Source organism: Phocaeicola faecalis (assembly GCF_021730445.1).
Classification (GTDB): Bacteria; Bacteroidota; Bacteroidia; order Bacteroidales; family Bacteroidaceae; genus Phocaeicola; species Phocaeicola faecalis.
Window position 1 is genome coordinate 1 of sequence record NZ_JADNRM010000020.1, and the last position, 23,896, is coordinate 23,896.

31 protein-coding genes are annotated in these 23,896 nt (G+C 38.8%); 5 read left to right on the plus strand and 26 right to left on the minus strand.

Annotated elements, in window-relative coordinates; genetic code table 11:
• The 10 genes from IR173_RS15440 to IR173_RS15485 form a co-directional block, all read right to left on the minus strand.
• Positions 1–148: Rpn family recombination-promoting nuclease/putative transposase (locus tag IR173_RS15440; RefSeq protein ID WP_237040472.1), on the minus strand; the 148-nt coding region annotated here is incomplete at its 3' end.
• A 171-nt stretch (positions 149–319) separates the two neighbouring features.
• Complete coding sequence (locus IR173_RS15445; RefSeq protein WP_237040413.1) at positions 320–1,327, minus strand: ATP-grasp domain-containing protein; 1,008 nt, start codon at positions 1,325–1,327, stop codon at positions 320–322.
• Positions 1,328–1,332: 5 nt separating this feature from the next.
• Entirely contained in the window at positions 1,333–2,523 is a 1,191-nt protein-coding gene (locus tag IR173_RS15450; RefSeq protein WP_237040414.1) for a type III PLP-dependent enzyme domain-containing protein, read from the minus strand.
• A gap of 7 nt (positions 2,524–2,530) precedes the next feature.
• On the minus strand, positions 2,531–3,196 hold the full coding sequence (locus IR173_RS15455; RefSeq protein ID WP_237040415.1) for a sugar-transfer associated ATP-grasp domain-containing protein: 666 nt from the start codon (positions 3,194–3,196) through the stop codon (positions 2,531–2,533).
• Complete coding sequence (locus IR173_RS15460) at positions 3,171–3,653, minus strand: hypothetical protein (RefSeq protein ID WP_237040416.1); 483 nt, start codon at positions 3,651–3,653, stop codon at positions 3,171–3,173. Before IR173_RS15460 ends, IR173_RS15455 begins: the two co-directional genes overlap by 26 nt.
• On the minus strand, positions 3,644–4,615 hold the full coding sequence (locus IR173_RS15465) for a sugar-transfer associated ATP-grasp domain-containing protein (RefSeq protein WP_237040417.1): 972 nt from the start codon (positions 4,613–4,615) through the stop codon (positions 3,644–3,646). Before IR173_RS15465 ends, IR173_RS15460 begins: the two co-directional genes overlap by 10 nt.
• Positions 4,616–4,627: 12 nt before the next feature.
• Positions 4,628–5,245, minus strand: coding sequence for a sugar transferase (locus IR173_RS15470; protein WP_237040418.1), 618 nt, complete (start codon positions 5,243–5,245; stop codon positions 4,628–4,630).
• A gap of 5 nt (positions 5,246–5,250) precedes the next feature.
• Complete coding sequence (locus IR173_RS15475) at positions 5,251–6,267, minus strand: NAD-dependent epimerase/dehydratase family protein (protein ID WP_005940557.1); 1,017 nt, start codon at positions 6,265–6,267, stop codon at positions 5,251–5,253.
• 114 nt (positions 6,268–6,381) lie between these two features.
• A complete protein-coding gene (locus tag IR173_RS15480) occupies positions 6,382–6,546 on the minus strand; it encodes a hypothetical protein (protein ID WP_237040419.1) in 165 nt (54 codons plus the stop codon).
• Positions 6,543–6,695: a hypothetical protein gene (locus IR173_RS15485; protein WP_237040420.1), complete on the minus strand. Its 153-nt coding sequence runs from the start codon at positions 6,693–6,695 to the stop codon at positions 6,543–6,545. The genes IR173_RS15480 and IR173_RS15485 overlap by 4 nt, the downstream gene beginning before the upstream one ends.
• Before the next feature lie 123 nt (positions 6,696–6,818).
• Here IR173_RS15485 and IR173_RS15490 point away from each other — a divergent pair, with 123 nt between their 5' ends.
• Both IR173_RS15490 and IR173_RS15495 read left to right on the plus strand, forming a co-directional pair.
• A complete protein-coding gene (locus tag IR173_RS15490) occupies positions 6,819–7,886 on the plus strand; it encodes a hypothetical protein (protein ID WP_237040421.1) in 1,068 nt (355 codons plus the stop codon).
• A 57-nt stretch (positions 7,887–7,943) separates the two neighbouring features.
• Positions 7,944–9,866 (plus strand): bifunctional DNA primase/helicase, encoded by a 1,923-nt coding sequence (locus tag IR173_RS15495; protein WP_237040422.1) that lies wholly within the window; start codon positions 7,944–7,946, stop codon positions 9,864–9,866.
• Between the two features lie 240 nt (positions 9,867–10,106).
• Here the strand turns inward: IR173_RS15495 and IR173_RS15500 are convergent, their stop codons facing one another.
• Positions 10,107–10,346: a DUF4248 domain-containing protein gene (locus tag IR173_RS15500; protein ID WP_177794600.1), complete on the minus strand. Its 240-nt coding sequence runs from the start codon at positions 10,344–10,346 to the stop codon at positions 10,107–10,109.
• Positions 10,347–10,556: 210 nt separating this feature from the next.
• Between IR173_RS15500 and IR173_RS15505 the strand changes: the two genes are divergently transcribed.
• The 3 genes from IR173_RS15505 to IR173_RS15515 all read left to right on the plus strand — a co-directional run bounded on the left by IR173_RS15505 (position 10,557) and on the right by IR173_RS15515 (position 11,681).
• Positions 10,557–11,030 (plus strand): HU family DNA-binding protein, encoded by a 474-nt coding sequence (locus IR173_RS15505; protein ID WP_237040423.1) that lies wholly within the window; start codon positions 10,557–10,559, stop codon positions 11,028–11,030.
• Between the two features lie 71 nt (positions 11,031–11,101).
• On the plus strand, positions 11,102–11,206 hold the full coding sequence (locus tag IR173_RS15510; RefSeq protein ID WP_177794604.1) for a smalltalk protein: 105 nt from the start codon (positions 11,102–11,104) through the stop codon (positions 11,204–11,206).
• Between the two features lie 19 nt (positions 11,207–11,225).
• On the plus strand, positions 11,226–11,681 hold the full coding sequence (locus IR173_RS15515) for an N-acetylmuramoyl-L-alanine amidase (RefSeq protein ID WP_237040424.1): 456 nt from the start codon (positions 11,226–11,228) through the stop codon (positions 11,679–11,681).
• An 85-nt stretch (positions 11,682–11,766) separates the two neighbouring features.
• Here IR173_RS15515 and IR173_RS15520 read toward each other — a convergent pair whose 3' ends face one another.
• The 15 genes from IR173_RS15520 to IR173_RS15590 form a co-directional block, all read right to left on the minus strand.
• The gene (locus IR173_RS15520; protein ID WP_237040425.1) at positions 11,767–12,066 is read right to left on the minus strand and encodes a Txe/YoeB family addiction module toxin; all 300 of its coding nucleotides are present in this window, start codon (positions 12,064–12,066) and stop codon (positions 11,767–11,769) included.
• A complete protein-coding gene (locus IR173_RS15525; protein ID WP_237040426.1) occupies positions 12,035–12,289 on the minus strand; it encodes a prevent-host-death protein in 255 nt (84 codons plus the stop codon). Before IR173_RS15525 ends, IR173_RS15520 begins: the two co-directional genes overlap by 32 nt.
• 396 nt (positions 12,290–12,685) lie before the next feature.
• Entirely contained in the window at positions 12,686–12,961 is a 276-nt protein-coding gene (locus IR173_RS15530) for a HEPN domain-containing protein (protein ID WP_317207947.1), read from the minus strand.
• Positions 12,962–13,068: 107 nt separating this feature from the next.
• Positions 13,069–13,389 carry a nucleotidyltransferase domain-containing protein gene (locus IR173_RS15535; RefSeq protein WP_237040428.1) on the minus strand — a complete coding sequence of 107 codons (321 nt, stop codon included), beginning with the start codon at positions 13,387–13,389 and terminating at the stop codon, positions 13,069–13,071.
• Between the two features lie 208 nt (positions 13,390–13,597).
• A complete protein-coding gene (locus tag IR173_RS15540) occupies positions 13,598–13,855 on the minus strand; it encodes a HepT-like ribonuclease domain-containing protein (protein ID WP_237040429.1) in 258 nt (85 codons plus the stop codon).
• A gap of 113 nt (positions 13,856–13,968) precedes the next feature.
• Positions 13,969–14,262: a nucleotidyltransferase family protein gene (locus IR173_RS15545; protein ID WP_237040430.1), complete on the minus strand. Its 294-nt coding sequence runs from the start codon at positions 14,260–14,262 to the stop codon at positions 13,969–13,971.
• A 117-nt stretch (positions 14,263–14,379) separates the two neighbouring features.
• Positions 14,380–15,510: a glycosyltransferase family 4 protein gene (locus IR173_RS15550; RefSeq protein ID WP_237040431.1), complete on the minus strand. Its 1,131-nt coding sequence runs from the start codon at positions 15,508–15,510 to the stop codon at positions 14,380–14,382.
• Positions 15,492–16,097 carry a hypothetical protein gene (locus IR173_RS15555; RefSeq protein ID WP_237040432.1) on the minus strand — a complete coding sequence of 202 codons (606 nt, stop codon included), beginning with the start codon at positions 16,095–16,097 and terminating at the stop codon, positions 15,492–15,494. The genes IR173_RS15550 and IR173_RS15555 overlap by 19 nt, the downstream gene beginning before the upstream one ends.
• Positions 16,098–16,318: 221 nt before the next feature.
• Positions 16,319–17,245, minus strand: coding sequence for a glycosyltransferase family 2 protein (locus IR173_RS15560; RefSeq protein WP_237040433.1), 927 nt, complete (start codon positions 17,243–17,245; stop codon positions 16,319–16,321).
• Entirely contained in the window at positions 17,233–18,150 is a 918-nt protein-coding gene (locus IR173_RS15565) for a hypothetical protein (RefSeq protein ID WP_237040434.1), read from the minus strand. Before IR173_RS15565 ends, IR173_RS15560 begins: the two co-directional genes overlap by 13 nt.
• A complete protein-coding gene (locus IR173_RS15570) occupies positions 18,147–19,316 on the minus strand; it encodes an O-antigen ligase family protein (RefSeq protein WP_237040435.1) in 1,170 nt (389 codons plus the stop codon). The genes IR173_RS15565 and IR173_RS15570 overlap by 4 nt, the downstream gene beginning before the upstream one ends.
• A complete protein-coding gene (locus IR173_RS15575) occupies positions 19,313–19,852 on the minus strand; it encodes an acyltransferase (RefSeq protein WP_237040436.1) in 540 nt (179 codons plus the stop codon). The genes IR173_RS15570 and IR173_RS15575 overlap by 4 nt, the downstream gene beginning before the upstream one ends.
• Complete coding sequence (locus tag IR173_RS15580; RefSeq protein WP_237040437.1) at positions 19,839–20,951, minus strand: polysaccharide pyruvyl transferase family protein; 1,113 nt, start codon at positions 20,949–20,951, stop codon at positions 19,839–19,841. The genes IR173_RS15575 and IR173_RS15580 overlap by 14 nt, the downstream gene beginning before the upstream one ends.
• 8 nt (positions 20,952–20,959) lie before the next feature.
• Complete coding sequence (locus IR173_RS15585) at positions 20,960–22,135, minus strand: Coenzyme F420 hydrogenase/dehydrogenase, beta subunit C-terminal domain (protein ID WP_237040438.1); 1,176 nt, start codon at positions 22,133–22,135, stop codon at positions 20,960–20,962.
• Positions 22,136–22,334: 199 nt separating this feature from the next.
• Positions 22,335–23,873: an oligosaccharide flippase family protein gene (locus tag IR173_RS15590; protein ID WP_237040439.1), complete on the minus strand. Its 1,539-nt coding sequence runs from the start codon at positions 23,871–23,873 to the stop codon at positions 22,335–22,337.
• Positions 23,874–23,896: the final 23 nt, after the last annotated feature.

Sequence of the window (23,896 nt, forward strand, 5' to 3'; positions counted from 1 at the left end):
TAACATCCGTTATCTCGTGCTCCAAATGAAGCAAAGAGTTAAGAAAATCTATCAGCAGGTCTTTGTTCATTGGGGTGCCGAAAAGGAGTTTGAATCCGAAATCGGTATAGGGGTTGACATATCTTTCGGGAAATTCATCTGTAAGCATGGACATTGAAGTTTGATTATAATTGCAAAGATAACAAATTAAACGACTATATTCTCATCGTGAAGAACGTTTTTTTTATCACTACATCAATCTTCATATCCGAAACAAGTTGCCCCGGTGCCATGTCCGTCTTCGCTCATGTGGGGAAGACAGAGACAAAAGGAATAGACATTATAGCATAGAAAAATCATCATTAACCAAATCGGATTTCTTTCGTATCACCACATCATCGTACATCAACATCAGTACATCTTCATCATACTGCCCTATCTGCGAGTTATTCTCTATCCCATTCATGTTGTTCCAAATAAGAGGGAAGAAATCGACACCCGCCCCATACGCATGCAGATAGGCACCGCCGAAACGCGGATTCACTTCTGACAAATAATACTGACCATCCTTAATAAAAAAGTCCATATCAAGCGGTCCACCAAACTTGAACACCGAGGTTATTTCTTCAATAAAAGTAAACAACGCTGGATCTTTGTAGGAAATTGTCTTACTAGCTCCACCGATGCGGGTTTCAATCTTACGTTTAGAAAAAGCAGCGACAGCTTTATGACTGATAGCGTCTACATAAACATCCGCATCGCAATCTCCCCCAGTCATCAATTCCTGAATAATGTAATCATGTTCGCCAGAGAACCAATCTGCCTCAGCTTGCTCCATTGTATTCACTTTATGAGCCCCCACACTGCCACTACCGCACATGGGTTTCATAAACACAGGAAAAGAGATTTTACCCTCATCCACCCCCTTCTTAAACTCATCAAAATCATGATAAGTCAGTGGAGTGGGAATACCTTTCTCTGTGAGATATTTAAACATTTCATACTTGTCAAAACAGCAACGGGCGGTAATCTCGTCAGCAGGACAAAGAGGCAACACACCCTCCTTCAGAAACCTCTCACGATTTGCGGAAAGAATCTCAATCTCGGGATCAATGAGCGTGGTTATAGCCTTTACATTAGCTTTTTTACAGATATTGATTATTGTATCAACATACTCGGGAGCATTGATGCGCGGAACAACATATTCGTTTGTCGCAAAATAAAGTGCGGGAGCTGTTGCATTATTATCGGTTGCATTGATGTCACATTTTGAGCCGATTGATTCTTGTGCATTACGAAGCAAGCGGCCACGCCGACCTGCACTACAAAACAAAATACTAGGTTTCATTGAATTCATATATTTGATTTTTGCATATATTCTTTTGCCGTCCATTTATCACGAACCAACTTCACGCCATCGGAAGAAAGTGAATATACCCTTGGGAAATAGTTAATGAACATCGGTGTCAACGTTAAGGTATAGGCACCCACATTTTTATATTCGATGATATCGCCTACACACAACTCCGGTTGGTTTTCCAATCGGAACAATTGATCATACTCCAAGCAGGTCGCACCCGCCACTATTTGTAACGGCACAACTTCCGCCTCCTCTTTTCCCCTGTATATTTCTGTCATATACCGTTCTTTTCGAAAAAAAGGATCCACATCATTACGGCTACCATCTGTTGTAAGTAGAATGCAACCGGGCAAATGCTTCGTATCAATTACCCTCGAATAATAGCTGAAAGCAGCAGCAGTCAGCGCATTACCCGGTTCTACGATAATAGTCAGTTTCTCCAATCCTTGTTTCTGTAGAGATTCATAGATAGCTTCTGCGTACTCATCGAAGGTGGGAGCATTGTGAAAAATACCATAATAGCCACCACCTACATCGAGATAATCAAGCTCCAATTGATACTTCTTGATTACACTTGCAGCATAAGCAACAATGTTTTGATAAAATCGGACGCTTCTACTATGACTGGTTCGATGAATATGCAATCCTGCCAATCTTACCTGAGGAATACTTCTTATTGCTTCAAGAGCATTAGAGAACTCTTCCGTTACATCATTAAAACCGAAACGACTAAAATCATTCTCACCTTCAGCATCTTCAGGAGAAATATCCGAAATATTCACACTAAGCCGGATACCAACCTTATAATGTCCATCAGCTGGCAGTTCCTTCAACCAAGCTATTTCGCGATGAGTTTCAACATTAACCACCGCACCGTTCATTACAGCTTCAAGAAATCGGGATTTCGATTTCATCGGTCCATTAAAGATAATCTCTTTCATCCCATAGCCGCACGCCAAAGCAAGTTCCAATTCATCATCTGAAACGACCTCAGCAAAGCAACCGAAATTCTTTGCCTTCGCTACAGCATACGGCAGAGAATTTGTCTTTACTGAATAACCTACAGTACAATGTGAAAAACGTCTTCTCAATGATTTATAAAACTCGCTAATTCCCCTATTCAATTCTTGCTCATCCAACAAAAAACAAGGGGTTTGTACTACATTTTTCAATAACTGATTCATTTTATATTTAAGTCCAATGACCAACAAAGTCAGTCCATTCTAACCTGTCTTTATGAGAAACTACATACTCAATCACCTCTTCGGTGCGATTATCATATATAGGAGAGTTATTACATAATTGCTCCAGAATTATACCTGGCCACCCAAGATTAACTTCAATAAAAACCGGCTTATCATTCTCATCTAAAGCAAAATCCCAAGCAGCATGTCCCATCATAGGAAGATATCTTTTATGACTCCATAAAGCAAGCTCCACAAGGTTTCCCACTTCTGATATTTTCACCTTAGAGTAGGCTTCACCAAAAGCGGTCTTCTTGAATCTATTTAATTTTGAATCAAAAGCCAATCCCGTAAACTGACCTTCAGCATCCAATCCACAGCAAATGCCACCCGCACCACCATTATCAACAATAGTCCCCTCACGTCCATGACGGAATATTATATTTACTACACTAACTTTATCATTAAGGCACAATGTATTAATGCGGAATGTGTTTAAAGAACTTTTGTTAAATTGTGACGTTTTGGCACTCTGACGAACTACACTCTGACAAATCCAAAAATTTCCCATCGATTGACACTTAGCTGCCAATTCCTGTTCATTTAATGAATCCAAATCCAAAAGTTGCACACCATTACCACTACAACTATCTGCTGATGGTTTTATAATCACTTGTTTTACCCCCCTGAAAAACATTTACATTATTTAAATTTCTGTAATCAAACATCTTATTTTCTCCAAACACTACACCATTTATACAGTTCATCACAGTCTGAGGCTTAGGTAAATCAGTAAACAGCAACGGATACATATTTTTATTTTGCAAACAATACACAAAACGTATTGGATTCAGCACCCGGAGCATATATTTAACATACAAATCATCTGGAACAAAAGCCGGATTAAACCTCAAATGAGTTTTATAGAATGACCAACTCCTATAATCTTTTTTTGCACTGATACAACTCCAAAGATCGTCTACCTCATTACACTCCTGCTTTGTTAATGGTACACATTTCGTAATTTGCAGTTTAGGAACAAGTTCTAAATTTATAGCTTGTTTTGCCATCCGTGAAGAGAGCAACTCTAATAAAAAATTCTCCAATCTTTCTCTCATAACTATATCCATTCTTTAGTCTTTGCATACCAACCATGCGTACCGAAAAACTCCATAAGCTCATAGTCCGGATTATGATTCCCTTCTATCAATTCAATACCGTCATCGGTTATTGCAATATCCCAACCTATAAAACGACATTGAGGAAGCATCTTTGCAGCATTTGTAATATCCACGATTACTTTATCCCAATTAGGTATTTGATAACCATAGACAATCTTATTCGTTCCAGGGTGTATTTTGTGTTTTATATGATCCTTTGAGAAACTAGGAGTAATCAGAACACCTAGTTCCAAATCAACCTCATAGCAACACCCTCCTGCACAATAGTTATCAACAATAGCATCACCAATCCCTGCACGTAATATCGATTTAAAACAATGGACATTTCCACTTTTGTCAAGTATAGTGTGCATTCTTATAGTGTTAACCGAACGACCACCCATATTCATATCTTTATGCTGTTTAATGCATTGCTCAACCATTATATTCTCTTTGGAAAGTTCTTCATAAACTTTCTTTCTCTCGTCCTCATCCTTCGGCAACTGCACCCCATGAACACCCTTCCCTTCGCACAAATCCAAAGGCTTTACTATAACAAAACTATGCTTATCAGCGAACTTACAAAAAGTGGTAAAGTCTGTTTCCGGCATATACATCCATTCACGCTGTACGTATGGAGCAAAGTGTATATTAAAATCTCTTTTATTTTCCAACAAATGAACATAATCAGGATGGTTTAGCCTTTTAAAGACTTTTACAAATCGTCGATATGTCATAGATTCTTTTCTATCAATAGATGATTGTCTATAAAAGTCACCATACACATATTGACGGATTAAGCAACCATGTCTTGCTGCGCACCAAAGATAATCAAACCATATTGAGAAATACCCCCCCCTATTAACTTTTGCTAACTCTTTTATTCTTCTATTACACTTGGACAAATAATTGAATACCTGTTTTGTTCTCATTGTTAGTATTATTTAGTTATCACCATTAAATTCTTCCATTGTTACTGTTGCAGTTTTCTCAGATGTATTGATATCCTCTTTCAAAAGCACTTTCTTAATAGTAGTAAAGATTACCACCAAATCTGTTTTCAGACTTATATGATCCACATACCACACATCCAACTCAAACTTCTCTGTCCATGACAAATTATTACGTCCGTGGCACTGCGCCCAACCGGAAATGCCGGGACGGACATCGTGACGACGCATCTGCTCTTTACTGTAAAGAGGGAGATATTTTACCAACAACGGACGTGGACCAATCAATGCCATGTCGCCTTTCAGCACATTAAACAGTTGTGGAAGTTCATCGATAGAAGTATTACGTACAAACCGACCAAATTTCGTGATACGCTGCACATCCGGAAGAAGTCTGCCCGATGCATCCTTGCGCTCGTTCATCGTCTTGAATTTTATAATTTTAAATATCTTTCCATGCAAACCGGGACGTTCCTGTAAGAAAAATGCTCCGGCTCCCTCATTGAAAACATAAAGAAGAATGGTGATTACCAACAAGACAGGACTAATGGCCAAAAGAACCATCAATGCTATCGAAAAATCTATAATACGTTTTAAAAAATGCGCATACATCTCATCTATTTTTTACAGTTCTTGGGATAATCGGTCTTTACACCCCACAACTGAGCCATAGGCTCCTCTTCCATTTCTTTCTTAAAGTCGCGAAGTTGGTCAATATAGCTGAACTCTGGCTTATAATCAAGTTCGCTGAACGTTTTGCTCACATCGAAAGCATTCTCCAAAGGGTCGGATTTCTCAGGGCAATAAATCATCTGGGAAGGTTTGTCTTTGGGAGAAAATACCTCGATGATACCCTTTATCTGTTCCTCAAGCGATACCTGCCATCCATTACCCACATTGTACATACCGCCTTCAAGCGGAGATGACACACACTTTTCTACCACCCGTACAAAGTCTTTGATATAAACCATCTCTTTGGCCTTTTTGCAGTTTCCCCACACTTCAATCGGAAGACTTTTTGAAGCCCTGTCCATAAGCATACGATAGGGCATTAGATGAAACTGGAAATCACGATAGTGGTAAGCGTTGGGATGATACTGATAGATGGTGAAAAAACGCAATATGAAACGGCTGAATCCATACTCGGCATGATAATGCTCGATGAGATCCACCGCTGCATTTTTAGCAATGGTATATACACTATGGTCACCGGTAAGCGGAAAATGACGAGGAGCATCCACCGGTATCACAGAACCATTATTATGATATTTGCACATATCCGAAGGTGTTTGCGGAAAAATGATTTTCTTACAACCACACGAACGCATATATTCGAGTACATTGAGCGTTCCAATGGTGATTGATTTCACTAATCCGGCTGCATCGAAAGAATAACGAGAAGGTAATTCTCCCGCGAAATGAGCCACACAATCAATGTGTTCTGAAGGCAATTGCTTAAACTCTTCCGGATTCATTATATCCACCGAATAATATTTCATACCTTTTGAAGCGAAAAAGCCATTATCATTCTTACGATGCCCCACAGCAATTACGTCATATCCTACAGCTTTCAGGTGGAGCGCAACATAAGCACCCAAGTTACCAGTCGCTCCAAAAACTATTACTGTTTTCATTCTTTAATATGTTATTTATTATTTTTATACCACACAAGGTGACTAAAACCAATATCGAACAAATGACAGCCGGCACACAGCACAATGACAAAATCAAACCAACGCTTTAAATACTTACGATACATGGTCTTTCTTATTTTTATCTACCGTTTTCAACTCCCATTCATTCTCCATGACCACATTCCACCATTCACGCTTCACCGCTTCCATCTGAATTTCCACACCGCAATCACGGCAGTTGAGAATCAGAAAATGAATAATAACAGCATAAAAACTCAAATCATCTGTTTGCCTTTAAGAGTTTTGTAGTAACAAGAGGGACTCATGCGAACCTCCTTACAAACCTCTAAATTACGTAATCCGGCAGCTTTAACAAGCACCTTGATGCTCGCCGCCAACTTCTCTGTGTCGAACTGTCTGTTCTTCATCTTACTTTCTTTTATTAATTGTTAATTATATACAACAAGCGTTCTTTTACTTCTCCCTAGCGGGAAGTAACGCCAATTTATTCTTTGCTAACTTCGCTAGAATTAATTCAAACAATATCTCTTATGGCTATAAAAGCATTGAAACAAAACATTTCCATCTGTGAAATACAGAAGATGATTCACCAATGGAAGGTATGGGGAATCAGCGACTCTGCCTGTCTGAAACTGCTGGATTTATATCTGGGTATGCCCAACTTCATGAACGAAGAGGGAATGTACCCCATCAACAACCTCTATCAGATTTGTCTGGCCCTAAAAACCATACATACCTCGGACATATTGGAATACATCAAAAAATGCAAATCATTCGAACTGGTATGGAATGAAAACCGAACCGAAATTCTTGCATTCTTCACTCCCTTATGGCATCACCAATTGCCGAAGTCTATTTCTGCTCCGGTTTCTCCCGCAGTTTCTCCGGCGGTTTCTCTGGCGGTTTCTCCCGCAGAAACAAATTCAAAAACGAATAATAATATATTATATAATATAAATAATAATATATCTCCTTCGGAGAATTCTTTGGAAAATCCTTCGGAAAATCCTTCGGAGAATCTTTCAGAGATTCCTTCGGAAAATCCTGACGGAACGCCTTACGGCGATGAAGCTCCAAAAGCTTCTTCATCCGCCAAAGAATTCTTCCACAGAATCAACGCCAATCCCGAAGAGAAGCAGGCGATACTGGTACCGATTATCGACCGCATCGCCACCGACCGCAACTACACCCGCCGGCGGGCACTGGATACACTGGTCATTCTGGTGAACGAATTCCTCATTCCCCACTTCGACGCCCAGTCCACGTTCGCAAAAACATCGCACAACGGACGCATCATCTGGTTGCAGAACCTTATCAAGACCCGGCATGGGGAGAAACTGATACAGCAGGCCACGCAGAAACTGGGTGAAACGCTGCTGAAAAACCTGGAGGAACACCGCAAAAAACTCCGCGAATTCCGCCCCGTCTCGCCATTCGAATGGAAAGATGCCGACAAGGACATCCGATACTATGACGACCCCATAGACGGGAAAGTAGAGATTCCTGCGGATGCACCGCCACGACCCTGCGATACCGCCATCTGGAACATCCTGTCCAAAGAATGGGTGGACACCGGCGGTCAGTGCTCCGAACCGTGAGTCCGTTCCCCGCTTACCATGAACTTTTATTTTTTAATTTATAATTTTTAATTTGATATGAAGCCTTATTATTCCCTTTCAGATTTCCCCGACCGCAAAAGTGCGGGAAAGAACTTTGTTGCCGTATGTCCCAAATGCGGAACACCCCACCTGTCCATCTCCAAAGCAAAAGGTGTGTACCACTGCTTCTATGCAGGATGCGACTTCAACGGCATACTGACTGATTATTGTCGTTCCGACCGTCCCATGTTTTCCGGATATACTCCGGGAAGCGCCGGACATGCTCCGACACACCGCAACAACAGAAACAATCCCGCCCGCAGCGACACCTCGACCGTGCAGGGCGAAGTGCCCATGCTGCCCTCGGACTACAAGTCCCTGACCGACGAAGTGATGCAGAAAATCAAGCCTCTCACCGACTCGCCCGACTGTACCGACCCCGACCAGCTTGCCGCACGCCGCTACCTCCAAGACCAGGGCATCTCCCTCTCCACCGCCATGGCAGCCCATATAGGCTGTCTGCGCCATTACTGCATCACCAAGGACAGTGAGAACAAGACCGAGCAGGCCTCTGCCGTGTATCCCTGCATCGCCTACGTGAACTATGTGGACGGCCACCCTGTCAACGCCAAATACCGCTCGTGCAGCCCTTCGCCCTCAGCCAGGCAGGAAGAGGGAAAACCCACTGTCTACAGCAAGTTCTGGGCCCAAGACTCGCCCACTACACCTTGCGCCCCCTACAACATCGAGTGCCTCAACCCCCTGTTGGTGGAGGAGGAAACCATTCCGCGAGTCATCGTGGTGGAAGGCGAAAAGGACACACTGGTATTGGCGGAAGCCGGATACCGTTATGTCATCAGCGTACCCTCAGGAGCCGCAAGCGACTTAGGCAAATCCTTCGAAGCGTTTCTCCCATGGCTGGAACAGGTGGAAAACATCGTTGTCTGCGGTGACACCGACCTGCCCGGCCGCACACTGACCAAACGGCTGACGGACTACTTCAACGCCCGCTGCCTCTTTGTCACCCTGCCCGGCGGATGCAAGGACATAGGCGACGTGATGCTGCAATACGGCATCGAAGTGGTGCGCAGCGTCGTCGACGGAGCAAGCGCGCGCCACACCACCGATATCATCACCGTAGCCGAGCGGAAGGATGAAGTCATCCGCGTGCTTCACGGCGAATACGACCACGGTTACAGTGTGGGATACGGCCCGCTGACCGACCGTATCTTCCATCCCACCGACATCGGCGGGCTCATCATCGTAACCGGAATGCCCAACAGCGGCAAGACTGATTTTCTGAACGACCTGACCTGCCGCATCATGCAGCAGACCGACCGGTTTGTATGCTATCTCTCCTTTGAGATTCCCGACAAGAACAAACACATCGCCCGGCTGGTGGGACTGATGCTGGGCAAGGCCAACACCACTGCCTACACCGACGAACAACTGACACCCTATCTTGACTTTCTGGACACCCACATGATTCATCTGGACATGCACGAAGTGCCGCCCACCCCCGAAAACATACTGAACCGTGCCGACCGGGTGCGCCGCACACGTCCGTTGAAATATCTGGTGGTAGACCCTTATCTTTTCATCGAGACACAAAGCGGCAACGGCGAGACCGAAACGCAAAGCATCAAGGCCATGCTCACCAAGTTCCAGACCTGGGGACGCGTAAACCACATCTGGGTGGTCATCGTGGCCCATCCGCGCGGACTGAAGACCGTGAACGGCCGAAACGAACTGGAGGCCATCAATATGTACACCATATCGGGCAGTGCAAACTGGGCGAACCTGGCGGATTTCATCCTCACCGTTTCACGTGTGTCAGACCCCGACCGCGCCTTTACGCGCATCGACATGCTGAAGGTACGCGACCAGGAGCTCTGCCGCACAGGAACCGTGTATTACACCCGCCACCCCTGCGGACGATATGAGGAGCATGAAAGCGAAGAGGAGTGCAATGCGGAGTGAAAATGCCACCGCAGGCAGCCTCACACACGGACGTAAGCATCGCCTCACGCGGACGTACGTGTGAGGCTACACGTATATATGTGTGGGGCTACGCGGACGTACGTGTCAGCCCATGCATATATACGTATTTAACGCCCTTTCCGACGTCTTTCCAAGAGTGCTTCCAAAGTCTCTTCTAAGATTTTTTCTTACTTTCGTTTTCCGACCTCTCCTCTTCCAAGAGTGTTTCCAAAGTCTCTTCTAAGGTCTTCCCAAGTACCGGAAAATCAGTTCCACCTGCACCGAGTTGAACATCCGCTGCCGGTCGGCATAGCCCGAATCCGCCAAAGCACGGTAAAGCACCTTGTGGTGGTGTATCCATGAGGCCAGACGGTTCAGCGCAGCCACCGGAGTGATATCGGGAGCGTATGCCACCGCCAAGTCTCGTTTGTAATAGGGCTTCACCGGCCATCCTTCCATCTCTTCTTCTCTCTGATTCATATCATTTTTCCATTTGATTAATAGAACAAATGTAATGAAAATCAACCACATAGCCAACTATATCAAGTGCTTTAATTCATCTTTATTCATAACCTGTCACACTGTGTCACAGGGCTTCACCGGCATTCATGCCGCTTCACTTTTCCCTTCTTCCGCAATGCTATCTTTGTAATGTTCAATTAATATTAACCATTTAAAAACAGTAACATTATGGCATTGAATTACAGTGTGGCACTCCGCCCCAATCCCCAGGAAAGGGAAGCATCACCGATGGCTTACGCCACAGCACAGATGAACGGTGAACTTTCGTTGAAACAGCTCAGCAGACGTGTGTCCTCACAGACCACCGTGAGCCGCGCCGATGTAGTGGCAGTCCTGACCGCTACCGTAGACAACCTGCTGGAAGCCTTGAAGGAAGGCAAGCAGGTAGACTTCGGCGACTTAGGCAAGTTCCGCCTTCAAATCACCAGTCGCGGAGCAGACACTCTGGAGAAGTTTACCGCCTCATGTATCACCGGTGTCAACATCCAGTACATCCCCGGAGAAGACCTGAAGACCATTTTCGGCTCATTGGAATTCCAACCCGTTGCCAGCCGTTCCGCACAGGCAGCCGCACTGCGCGCGGAGAAAGAAGGAAAAGTGGTGGAAGACCTGCTCAAGTCCAAGCAAGAACCGGCAGTCTAGCTCGTAGGGGCGGACCCGTGTGTCCGCCCGAATACACAAAAAAATGTATAACTTTTAAAAACATTACACCCATGGAAAAACAAAAAGGAAAATCAACCTGGAGTATCATACTCAAAGTAATTATTGCAGTAGCCACCGCCATAGGCGGTGTGCTAGGCATCCAAAGTTGTATCTAATTTTCAATTCTTAATAAGAATGACTTACGACAACATCAGTTCACAGTATCAGAACTACCGGCGCATAGCCTTGATAGTGGTCCACTGTTCCGCCACGCGTGCCGACCGCAGCTTCCCGGTAGAAGCCCTCCGCCGCTGCCATGTGCAGCAGCGCGGGTTTGCCGATATCGGCTATCATTTCTACATCACCCGCGACGGCATCACCCATGTCTGCCGCCCCACAGACCACATCGGCGCCCACGCCCGCTTCTTCAACGAGCACAGCATCGGAGTGTGTTACGAAGGCGGTCTGGACGAACAGGGACACCCTGCCGACACACGGACTGTGGAACAGAAAATAGCATTGATAGCACTGTTGCGGCAACTGCGGCTGGATTATCCCGAGGCACGCATCGTGGGACACAATGAACTCTCTACGAATGTTCATAAAGCGTGCCCCTGTTTCAAAGCAAGCCGGGAATATAAGGATTTATAAAATCGTTTCTATTAGTGAAGGGCTTCCGGTGTATGCCGGAAGCCTTTATTTTTTATAAGCTTATGAATAGGCTGCCATCCATTTCTTACTTGTAGTGCCCATACACCGATAATACGAGGACTGTCACTACCTCATCTTTAACACGATAGACAAGCCTATGCTCATCGTTTATTCTCCGCGACCAGGTTTCCTCCTTATAGTGTTTTAGGAGCTCAATCTGTCCGGTGCCCGTTGTGGGATGCTGCTTTAGTTCCCCCAGCAGTTTCTCCAATTTCTTGAGCAGGGGTTTGTTCCCGCTCTTCTTATGCCTTTGGATATCATCCAACGCATCTTGGGTAAACTCCAGCTCATACTCAATCATAAAGCAACTTTTTAAGGTCATCATCTGATGATACTCTTAATACTTTGCCTTCTTTTGCCTGCCGGATAGAACGGTCTATCTTTTCGTAGAACTCTTCCTCAGTCATACAGACATCACTATCCGTGACAGGAACAAGTTTGTACGAACGGTCTTTCCCTCTCTGGACAATCACCTGCTCACCATTATCAACCGAATCGAAATACTTCTTCTGGTTGTCTCTAAATTCTCTACTGCTTATAACCAACATAGCATTATGTATTTTAATTTAAAACAAAGATAGTGAATAATACAATCGCGTACAAATTTGGTACATATCATTATTGATATTTAAGAGAATGGTGCGCACGCCCTTGTTTCAAGGCAAGCCGGGAATATGAGGATTTATAAAATCGTTTCTATTAGTGGAGGGGAGTGTGTCAAAACTAAGCCAGCCTATCCAATCGTCAACTGTAGGGGCAGGGTTTGCCTGCCCGAAGACACAAAGTAAACTGTTTTCGGGCGAGCGAACCTCGCCCCTACGAACGAAACGACAGCATTATCCACGTTTTGACACAACCCCTTTTTATTTTTTATAAGCAAGTTCTGTTCCCGGTGCCATCATTCATAATAATAGCTACGCAGTGAAACAGTTATGGCAAATCAATCAATGATCCACTTTATCTATGAAAACTTTCGTCGGTTCCATCATAGAGTCCACATCTTCTTTTGTAAAATCAAACAAATCATTATAATCACCCTTAGACCGCCAATTCAATAATTTGGCATAAACTCTGAAAGTAGCTATGTCAACTATCCCCTGACGGACAAAAGCCTCAGAAAATTGTCCGATAACACCGGAATGGCTTTTTGCAGGAATATGTTTATATAACAACAAAGCTGATGCTGAATAAAAACAAGCATAATATAAACGATTTATCACAGAATTCCATTGGGATGCATCCTACAGCACCTTTGCGGCCTGATACACCTCTTGCGCTTTTTCCAAACGATAACGGACATAAGCCGTCATATTTTCTCCTGCATCATTCATAATAAAACAGCCTCCGACTGCACACTCTGATAAAAAGGAGTAACTGCATGGCGGGTATGCCAATCTTTCACACCATAAGCAAACAATTGAATAGCTTGTCCGGTACTTACCATCAAATTACAAATGTTATCCATAAAACGTTCTTCCTCTTTGAAAGACAATTTATCTTTAGCAGAAAGTACCAAAACATCCCAATCCGAATCCTCATGAGCCTCTCCACGAACACGCGAACCATAGAGCCAAACTTGTGCGGTAGGCTCCACTTCATGCACATTCTGTTTTATTAAATCCAACATAACTTGAAAATCCACTTTCATATCCGTATCCTCCTTTTGCCTATTGTTCTCTAATACAAAAAGAATGAATAAGAAACTGAAGGCAAAATTTTTTCATCTTTTTCTGCAAGCTATTAAAGTTTTTAATTCTCTGTAAGTTCTGTCATTACTATTTGTCGGTCATAACGGGAAACAATCAACGGACGAGCATTTCTTGCCATGCGTTCCACTTCTGCGGGTTCGTAAATATTTAGACTATCTTTAAATCATCCATCATCCGCGTTATCACTCGATGTAATTGCGGAATGTCTTCTTGGCAAATACGATAAATTTCGTCAGCATCTACATCGAAATAATGATGTACAATTATATCACGTATACCCATCACGTGTTTCCATGGGATTTCCGGATATTGAATCAATAGTTCCCTATTAGTTACTTTATCCAGATTCTTTATACTTTCACCTATCGCAGTCAGTTTCATACAGATACTGTCTAATTTCATCATGCCACTTTCACTCATTAGAAAATCATCAGAGCATGATATTCCGGAAAAGCGAAGACATATTTTATTTTAAAGATTCCTGTATTAGCTCCAGCGTATGGAAAGCAATCAACGTATCATACATAAATACCCTCCTTTTGTATTTTTTCACGTAAAAAAGAATCCATCTTATCGCGCAACCGCACTATGTCTACTTTGCAATCAAGCAATTCTTCTAATTCTTGCTTTATACCTGCCAAAGCAAAAAATCCGTGGAGCTTTCCTTCTACATAAATATCAACATCACTTGTGGGTGTATGTTCATTGCGAGCTACCGAGCCAAAAATTCCCATACGCAAAATGCCATATTTTGATGCATTTTGCTGCATATAGCTATGCAATAAGGTAATGTATTCCGGTAATGTTTTCATTATAGCTTTATTCTTTGCAACAAAGAAACGAATTCCTTTTCAGATTTCCTATCACAACAACATTTTTTTAATCAAAAGAGCTTCACTGTCAGCATCTAAATAACTGTCTCTATTTTTTCAGAAGCAAGTATCGTAAAAATCATATAAACATTTGTGCACAAACCCCTGCTCATACCTGGAAGCAATCCACTTACGGGCATTCTTTGCAAGGGCATTGCGATAACCGGCATCAAGCATACGCTTCATGGCATCATAAAGAGCATTCGCATCTTTTGACGGAACAATCGTACCATTTACACCTTCTATAATTATCTCGTTAGCACCATTAATGTCAGTCACAATCTGAGGCAAGCCCATTGCTCCGGCTTCTATGACTACATTCGGAAATCCCTCCCGATAAGATGCAAGTACAGCCACATCCGATGCCGCAAACCAAGGACGCACATCACCCTGAGAACCTACACTTTCAATGGCATCATTATTTTTAATGAGAGAGAGCGTTTCAGGCTTAAGGGGATCGAGATGTGCTTCATAACTCCCAACAAGAACCAGACGTGTATTACTGTTTTCCCTGTTCAACCTCACAAAAGCCTCTACCAATTCATTTATGCCCTTATCCCCTACAAGACGTCCCACTGCAATAAAAGTACAAACACCCTCTTTACGCAATCGTCCGACCTGTTCCATAACTTCCTGCGTCTTGTCAAAACGTTCCAAATCTATTCCGCGACAGTTTCCGTAGCCCAATACTTTCATGGGTTTCCTTGTAATTCCATTACTTAAAAGGTCCTTCTTCACTCCTTCTCCTTCAGGAATAATATGTGTGGCACAGGCACAAGTAAGCCGGTCTGTCATCATAAGAATTTTCTTTTTCACCCCGGCAGCCGTGGGGAATACCAATCCGGTAAAGGTATGCACACGTACAGGTACACCCGCCATCCACGCAGCCATCATACAGAGCAAACCGGCTTTGGGAGTCATGGAATGCACCATCTGTGGTTTTTCCCTACGGAATGTATGCCATAACCGCCACAAAGACTTTATATCTTTAACCGGTGAAATATGGCGTTCCATATTCACTTCTATACACTTTATATCGGGATGGGACTTATGTACTTTTTCCCATTCGGGACCGGAAGATGACAATAAAATTACTTCATACTTTTTTTGCAAATCAGAAAGCATACCTGAGACAAAACCTAAAGACTGAGGTACTGTGCAGGCACGAATTATTTTTTGTTTTGGCATTTTTCTAATTCCACTTTATTTATTTGTAAGTCATCAGCATTCAACAAACACACAGTATGACCGCCCTTAGATTCATCAAACACATAGCCATCGTATTTCTTCTCAGCCAACAACGACTTAAAAACAGAACCATTTTCAAAATCTGTGAGTACTTGACCCAAATAAGCAAATGGAAGCAAAGGAGCACCTATATAATCATTAATAGCAGCTTTAAGCGAGAACACCAAATTCGTGTATCGGCGACTCTCTTCATCATCTGTAGCCTGACGCATACCGTCCAACGCAACCAAATACTCCCCATACATTTGTTTTACACCATCCAGCCGCTTACGATTTCTGCCTTCGTGTATCACAAATCCACAATCAAAGACAGGAATGCCTTCATCCAACAAGATATCTATTATATCCACGGATTGCGTCACATACAGTGCCAAATTTAATAATAGTAAATTACGTTTTACTTTTACTTCCGTCAACCAATACCCATCTTTCCCATTCCTATCAATAGATACCTTAGCAGTATTCCTTGCCACTTCTTCATTTGAGAAAAAGAAGAAAAGTCCGGCTTGATTTTTTCGTTCACCCATTCTTTCTTCCGAATACTCAGGATTCACGAATGTCGTTGTCAGTTCGGCGGGTGGTTTTATTATATCGTAGCGATAAAGAAAGTTTCCTTGTTCTATATAAGACAAATTAGTCATGGTTAATAGAAGGTTGATAGTAATTGTTAAGATTTAAATGAAAATAGCCATTTATCATTTTGTTGGACTAAACAGTTATAAGAAACATAATTATTTAAAATAAGCTGTTAGCGAATCCTATAGCCAATACCAATCTTTCTAATCTTACGATAGACAAGATGACAAGAGTATATAAAAGCATTATAAGCATCAACACGATTAATAGCTATCATCTTAAAAGCAGACTTTAAATCATAGCGAGAAAATAGATAATTTCTAAATATCTGAAGATTAAGCATAAGGTATATTTCTTTTTGCTCTGTTTTAGAAAATGCATCTATATATTTTTTAAAGTTCTCAATAAACTTAGCTGTTAATTCTTCATAAGTCACACCAAGTGTTCTTTTTTTAGGGAAAGCATATATACACAATTCTATACCGGGAACATAGGCTATTTTATATTGAGAGGCAATGCGAGCAAAATATTCCACATCCTGATTCCTTTTGAATGACTCGTCCCATAAGCCAATATCCTCAATAACAGACCTACGAACCATCATATTAGAACCTGCAGCCAACCAAACATTTCTTTTTAATTGTTCTTTGAGAATGTTTCCTTGTATTGTTTCTACAGAAGTATAGAGCAATTGATTTCCCAATTTACACTCATAATTGGTGTAACAAGCTCCCCAACTATTATCCAAAGACTGCAATGCAGAAATTTGCTTTTCAACCTTCCTAGGATAAAATTCATCATCATCGTCAAGAAACATGATAAAATCTCCTTTTGATGCCCCTATCCCTGTGTTACGAGCTGCAGAACCGTTTTTATTTTGCTTATGTTGTATGTATTGGACACTTCTATTACCCATAAATTGTTTCATTACATTTTGAGTTTCTTCTCTTTCTTTAGAATCGGGGGAATTGTCATCCACTACAATAATCTCACAGTTTTGATAAGTTTGATTGAGTACACTATTTATGGCACGTAGTAAAGTGTCAGCATGTTTATATGTTGGTATAATTACTGAAACTAATTTTTTCATTTTTTCCATATAATCAATCCTTTTTTTTGATAATAAGAAATTATGTTATTCAATTGGATATCATTCGCATTTTCTATATTAGAATCGGCCAATCTTTCATCATTCTCAAAGCTCATAGGTATGAATGTATAATTTAAATCTATGACACTTATTTTAGTGCCATTTAGTCTAACCATAGCATTTAAGAAAACATCATCAGCGATGGGACATAAAGATATTGCCAATTCAAGATTCATTATATCTTTATAAAAACAATGAGGAGGAAATAATGTACCTCCACCAGAACCAAAAAAGATCAAATTTTCATCTACTCCCTGAAAATGAATTTTGTTCCATTTCAAATATTTGTTTAATTGGCCATCAGCACTTATTACTATTTGCCTAGCATATTTGCAATATACTTTAGTAGGATCATTCAAATAATAGGAATATAGTATTTTTAAGAACTTTGAAGGATAAACTATATCATCATCAATCGTGACTAATATATCATTAGGATATTCTTGAATTGAATAGAAATATTTTTTGTGTGATCTTATATCGCCCTCAACAAAACGTATATCAAGCCCCTTACTAATAAGGTATCTAAGGCTTTTTGGAATTTGTCTATCTGGAAATTGTTCAAGTGAAAGCCATAATATTAATTTATCAGGCTTTAATGTTTGTCTTAAAATAGACTCAACAACAATCCAAACTCTATCGATTCGTTTTGGAAAAGAAGTGAATGATATAATTATCTTAGGATTTGAACATTTTGATTCATTTAAAGATGGAGTTAACGTTATTCTTAAATATAAAGGATAAATATTGTTAACCAAACACCTTATAAGGAATCGAATCACACGACATATAAAATTAAACTCACATTTACTAAATCTGATTTGGGCATAAAGCCACTCTAATATATCAATCATATTTTATTTTGATTTCTTAAAGCTTCCGATATTCCTATAAATGCGAATAAAGGCAAAGATGTATTTATAAACACAAAATTTCCACCTACTAAGGAATAGAGTAAAAAAATAAATGAAGCTGATGAATAGGCAAAAGCATTATCCGATTTAATTTTAGCAGATTCACAAGTAACTTTAAAAAGTCGCCACATAAATATCGCTAAAGATATTAGTCCAACCATTCCATAATTATAAAATACTTCAGCCCAATCATTATGTAATGCAGCCAAATTATGATACTTATTATGCACTCCTTCGAATCCACAGCCAAATAGAAAGTTTTGTGGTACGAATATATCATGAATATCTTCCCTGAAAAATCTGCTAAGAATATCTGTCCTTCCAGAACCTCCATCTGAAGATATCTCTGCCATTCTGAGTAATAGCATATCAAACCGCTTAACAATTTCACTTGTATCCATAAATGAAAAAAAAGCACTGACAAAAGCCAATACTAATACCATAGTCTTAATACCATTTTGCTTAAAATTTATATTAAAATAAAGGTATAGTAATGCAATTACTCCAATAGAAATAATAGCGCTACGTTTAATTGACAATACACAAATCAAGATTGCCATTAACAAAAAAATAAGTTTTAATAGTTTATGTTTTGATAAAAATAAAATAGGTAATGGCATTAAAACTTGATAAAAAGCATTATTTTGATGCTGTGTGAAAGCCATCATCTTGCTCATCATTTCTGACCTAAAATACCTATATATACCAACACAAAAAAATAGCATAAACATAGCTATAACGACTTGTCCTGTCTTAGAACCAATATGTATAAATTTATAAAATACAAGAGATACTAAAAAAGGTAATATCGAATATGAAATATATTCAATATAATTATAATTAGGAGAGATAAAATAAAGATAGTGCCAAGATGATATTAAAGCACAGAACAACATTACTAATAATGGCTTAATCAAGTATGATGAGCCAACTATATAATTATTGAATATTATTATTATAGAAAATAAGACCAAAAAAGGTGCATACGAATAATGCGCCCCTGTTCCTTTTCCAAAAGACACTATAAAAAAGAAAATAAAAAGGATATATATACTCCAATATCTTATTTTACAAGCATCTTTTAAAAATAATAACACTTTGTTCATTTTCTCATTTTTATTAATTTAGCCGGATTTCCTCCAACTACAGAATACTCAGGAAAATCTTTGCTCAACAAAGCACATGCGCCTATGATACAGCCTTTACTAATATGTCTCCCAGGAGTCATTGTTACATTTCTACCTATCCAACAATCATCTTCAATCGTTGTCCTCGCATACGATTTAATATACCCTTGCAAATACATTGGAATATCTGTTCTATTAAAAGAATGGTTCTGGGATAATATGTAGACATTAGGTCCCATCATTACATATTTACCAATTATAATATTACTAGGAACAACACAATTAACTCCTATACCTGAATAATCACCTATCTCAATAGATAAGCCATTTCCAAAATTAGCTTTTCTTTCTATAGTAATATTCTTTCCACATTTATAAAATATGCATCTACATAATAGCACTCTAATTTTATTTGACATTCTTCCAAAAGGCTTACTATAGGAACTTGGCAAATAATAAGCTACTGAATAGTAGAGCATTAAACAAACAATTTGCTTTAAACTACTTTTTTTCATTTGATAATGATTTTATTATAAAGTCTAAAGACTCCTTTCTTTTTTGTTTCAAAATTATATCAACAGAAGCATAGTCTATATCATCAAAACAAGTTGATTTTTCATAAAAATCATCAAAACTATATACTAATCTACTCTCTAATTTGAATTGAGATAAAACAGTTTTAAATCGTTCAATTCCTCTTTTAGGATTTGCATAAATAATAAATGGTTTTCTTAAAACAATAGATAAAACCATTCCATGAAAAGAATCTGTTATTACAAATTTTGAATAATAGAAACTTGCCAACCAATTTTCAATAGAAGGAATAAATCCATTTTCTAATTTAGGATTTGCAGTTAATATTTTTAGCCCTAACTTAGACGCGACTGTTCCAATAAGTTTTGTTTTATCTTCAGTTTTATCGAGAATATAAGTAACAAGTCCGTCTTTTTTAGTTACATTAATATTCTTAATCAATTGAAAGTAATCTTGATTTTCTAAAAGAAAAACAGGATCCAATACTAAAGTAGGAGTTACACCTAAATATTTTTCACAAATAGCTATGGATATATTTTCTCTTACTGAAATAGCATCAAACTTTTTAATTAATTTGGCACATAAATCTTGCTGAAATCCATCTTTCATCCAATCCAATCTTCCAGAAGCAGCATAAAATATTCGCTTAACATTTAAATCTCCTGTAAAATTAAGAAATGTATGTGGAAAGTAAGATTTAAGCCACACTTGATCACTACCAACAATATATGCGTCAAATTTGTAAAACAAAGATTTACTTAATTTCTGACTGGAAGATATATATTCGGTGGTAGATATATGTTCTGCAATAAAAGACTGTAAATATTTTGTCTGATACAGAAATTCCTTCCTAGACAAATTAACGTTAAAAGCAGTTGGAATATTTTTCATTCCTCCGATATAATGCTGCATATTCCGCTTTATAAATGATATAAGCCTATAAATATAGGATTTATCATTATGCCAATCTATCGTAAGCACTTCATGACCCATTCTCTTTAAAACTGTCTGAAGAGCATAATTTTGAAGTATTCCTCCATAATTTGTCCTTAAAGGATGAGTTAATATACCTATTTTCATATTTATTATTATAGCAATTTGCGAACCATCTGTTTTAATCGAAGAATACCAACTTCAAAGATAGAAGGTTTCAGTATTAATAAAAACATCGGTATTGCATGTATACCAATTATTTTATATTTCATCCAAAATACTGCTTGTTCTTTCAACTTAGTTGTAGATTTGTAATAGCACACGTTCCTTTTTTTAAATAAATTTGTTTGGTCTACTTTTTTATATCTGATATTTAATTGCCCCATTAACTGAATAGCTTCCTTTGTATGTGCAATAACAATACTTATCCCTTTATTATCATCCAGCTCTGGACATTCTTTTTCTACACCCCAAAAATCCCCTAATGTAAAATCACTATTAGATTTTCCTTTTTTGGCAGGACATACAAAACATGATGGTCTTATAAAAAGATTTTTAAGAAAGCCTTGCATATAAATATTGTCTTTAGCAAACTCCTTACATAGTGTACTTTCAATATTATCGTATTCTGACCAAATATTAATCTGATATTGTCTCCATCCATTTTCTTTATCCCTAAAATTAGAGTGCAAATGTAATTTTGAAATATCACAAAAACCTTTTTCAAGCGATAGAAAACGAAGATAATCGTTCCAAACCATAGGGCTTGGAACTCCATGACATACTATATCCAATGTGTACAAGTTAATATAGCTAGCTTTTAAAAATAATTTTAATCCAGAAATTTGGCAAGGTGTACCAGAAAAAAGGACTAATCTTCCATTATCTAAAAATGTCTTAGCTTCAATAAATGTATTTCCAATAAAAGACTGCACATATTTACTTCCTCTAAGTTGATAAATATCATTTTTTGACTCAACACTAGTATGAATGACTGTCCCATGATTATCACACTTGGCACCAAATACTACTCCCCCCCTCTCTATAATAAATTCAGCCAATGAAGTAAAAAAACCTCCAGAGGAACTTTGTCTTCTGATTTCGTCATCATTATGAATTGCTGCATAAGCATTTTTTATGATCCTAGGTTCGTTTTGATTCAAAATTGGGCAAACTTTTTCACACAATCCACAACCAATACACAAAGAATTATTAACTTTAGGATATAAAAAACCCTCTTCATCTTTATACATAAGAATACATTGTTGAGGACAACGCTGAGCACAAGCACTACAACCGCAACACTTTGATTTATCTTTTATAACTATCATTTTATTCAGAATTCCAAATGGATATTGACAAAACTTAGGAAGAACTCTTTTTCCAACATATATCAAAAAATATGTAATTAGTAATCTAATTATAAACGAGAAAATATATTGTAATTATAAATTCTAATTAAACAACAATGCATCATTACCAACACCATTACAATTAATCCGCACAAGAAATCAAAAGATTAAACTACTTTTACAAACTATATTTAACTCCAATCTTAGAAAGTATGATATTGATAGGTGAGCGAAACAAACTTCGCTCATAATCATTCATAGAAAATTTCCAAAATAATGGAAGATATACTATAGAGAATAAAACCACTCCCATTATTAATGTTATAATATCGAACTGCACTCCAAAATAAAATATTACAACAGTACCAATAAAACCGAATATAACAGGAACAACAGACATCTTCAATATGTCATTCCAAAATTTCAAAATATCCAAATGAATTATTCTTTGGTAATAAATATTCATTGCTATGATTTGTCCTGCGATTAAAGCTAAAGCCGTACCTATAGCACATCCTATTCCTCCATATAGCCTTGCTAAAGGTATTGAAATTCCTAAACTAACAATGGCTATAATTATATATAGAATAGAACGAAATTTCATCTGATTTTTTGCTTGAAGAATAATTATACCTAAATTTTGTATTAATGGTATTATTAATGGAACAAAAAGACATAAAGTTATCCAATATGCATTAGCATAATCAGAACCAGCCCATAGAAGAATAAAAGAATGACCAAATACAATAAATACTACCAATATAAATACCATGATAATATATTGCACACGACCGCTTTTTATGAATAAATTAGAAATCTCTTTTTCATTGTTTCCTTTAACCACCATTGTCGTTATTTTGGGTAAGAATACGCTAGAAATTGCTGTAGAAAACATCATATACATATGCTCCAATTGAATTGCCACAGCATAAACAGCAACTTCTGCCGCACCTTTAAATATTCCCAATATTAATTGTCCTGTGCTCCAATAAATTCTATCCATGATACAATTCAAAAAGATCCAAAAAGAGTAAGCACCAACCTCTTTTAAAAAATTCCATTTAAATCGTGCGAATTTAATCTTAATATGAAGACGATTCTTGCAATACCAAGCATCTGCAATCAATGAGAATACATTAAAAAGAGTGATAACAACTACCATTGTTATAGCCTTATATCCTACAGCTAACAATATTACCATTACTAATGGATTAAGTATTATACGCGCTAAATTGACAACACGGTTAAAAATAAATTTTTCATAAGCTGTAATGATTGATTTCCAAATACTCATAGGAAAAGTAAAAGCCATATTGAAAATCATCAACAACATCATAATTTTTACTTTATATAGGTCATCTGAGGGCATTGTTGCATCAAATAGCAATCCTATATTCTCATAAAGCAATGCACCACCTACTATAGATATTAACCCTATAACACTGTAAAGAATCAAGAACATACCAAACATCTCATACTGTTCTTCTTCTTTACCTTCTGCTTTATATTTAGCAGTATAGCGGACTATAGCATTACCAAATCCAAAATCCAAAACGGTTAAATAAGACACAACAGAAGCCACCAACGAGTAGAGCCCATACTCATTCTGACCCAATGTACGCAACATATATGGTGTATACAAAAGACCTATCACTATATTTAGTCCTATAGCCACATATGAGAGTACGGCTCCAACTTTTAATTGACTAACAGCCATTACAAGCTATTTTATATAAATTA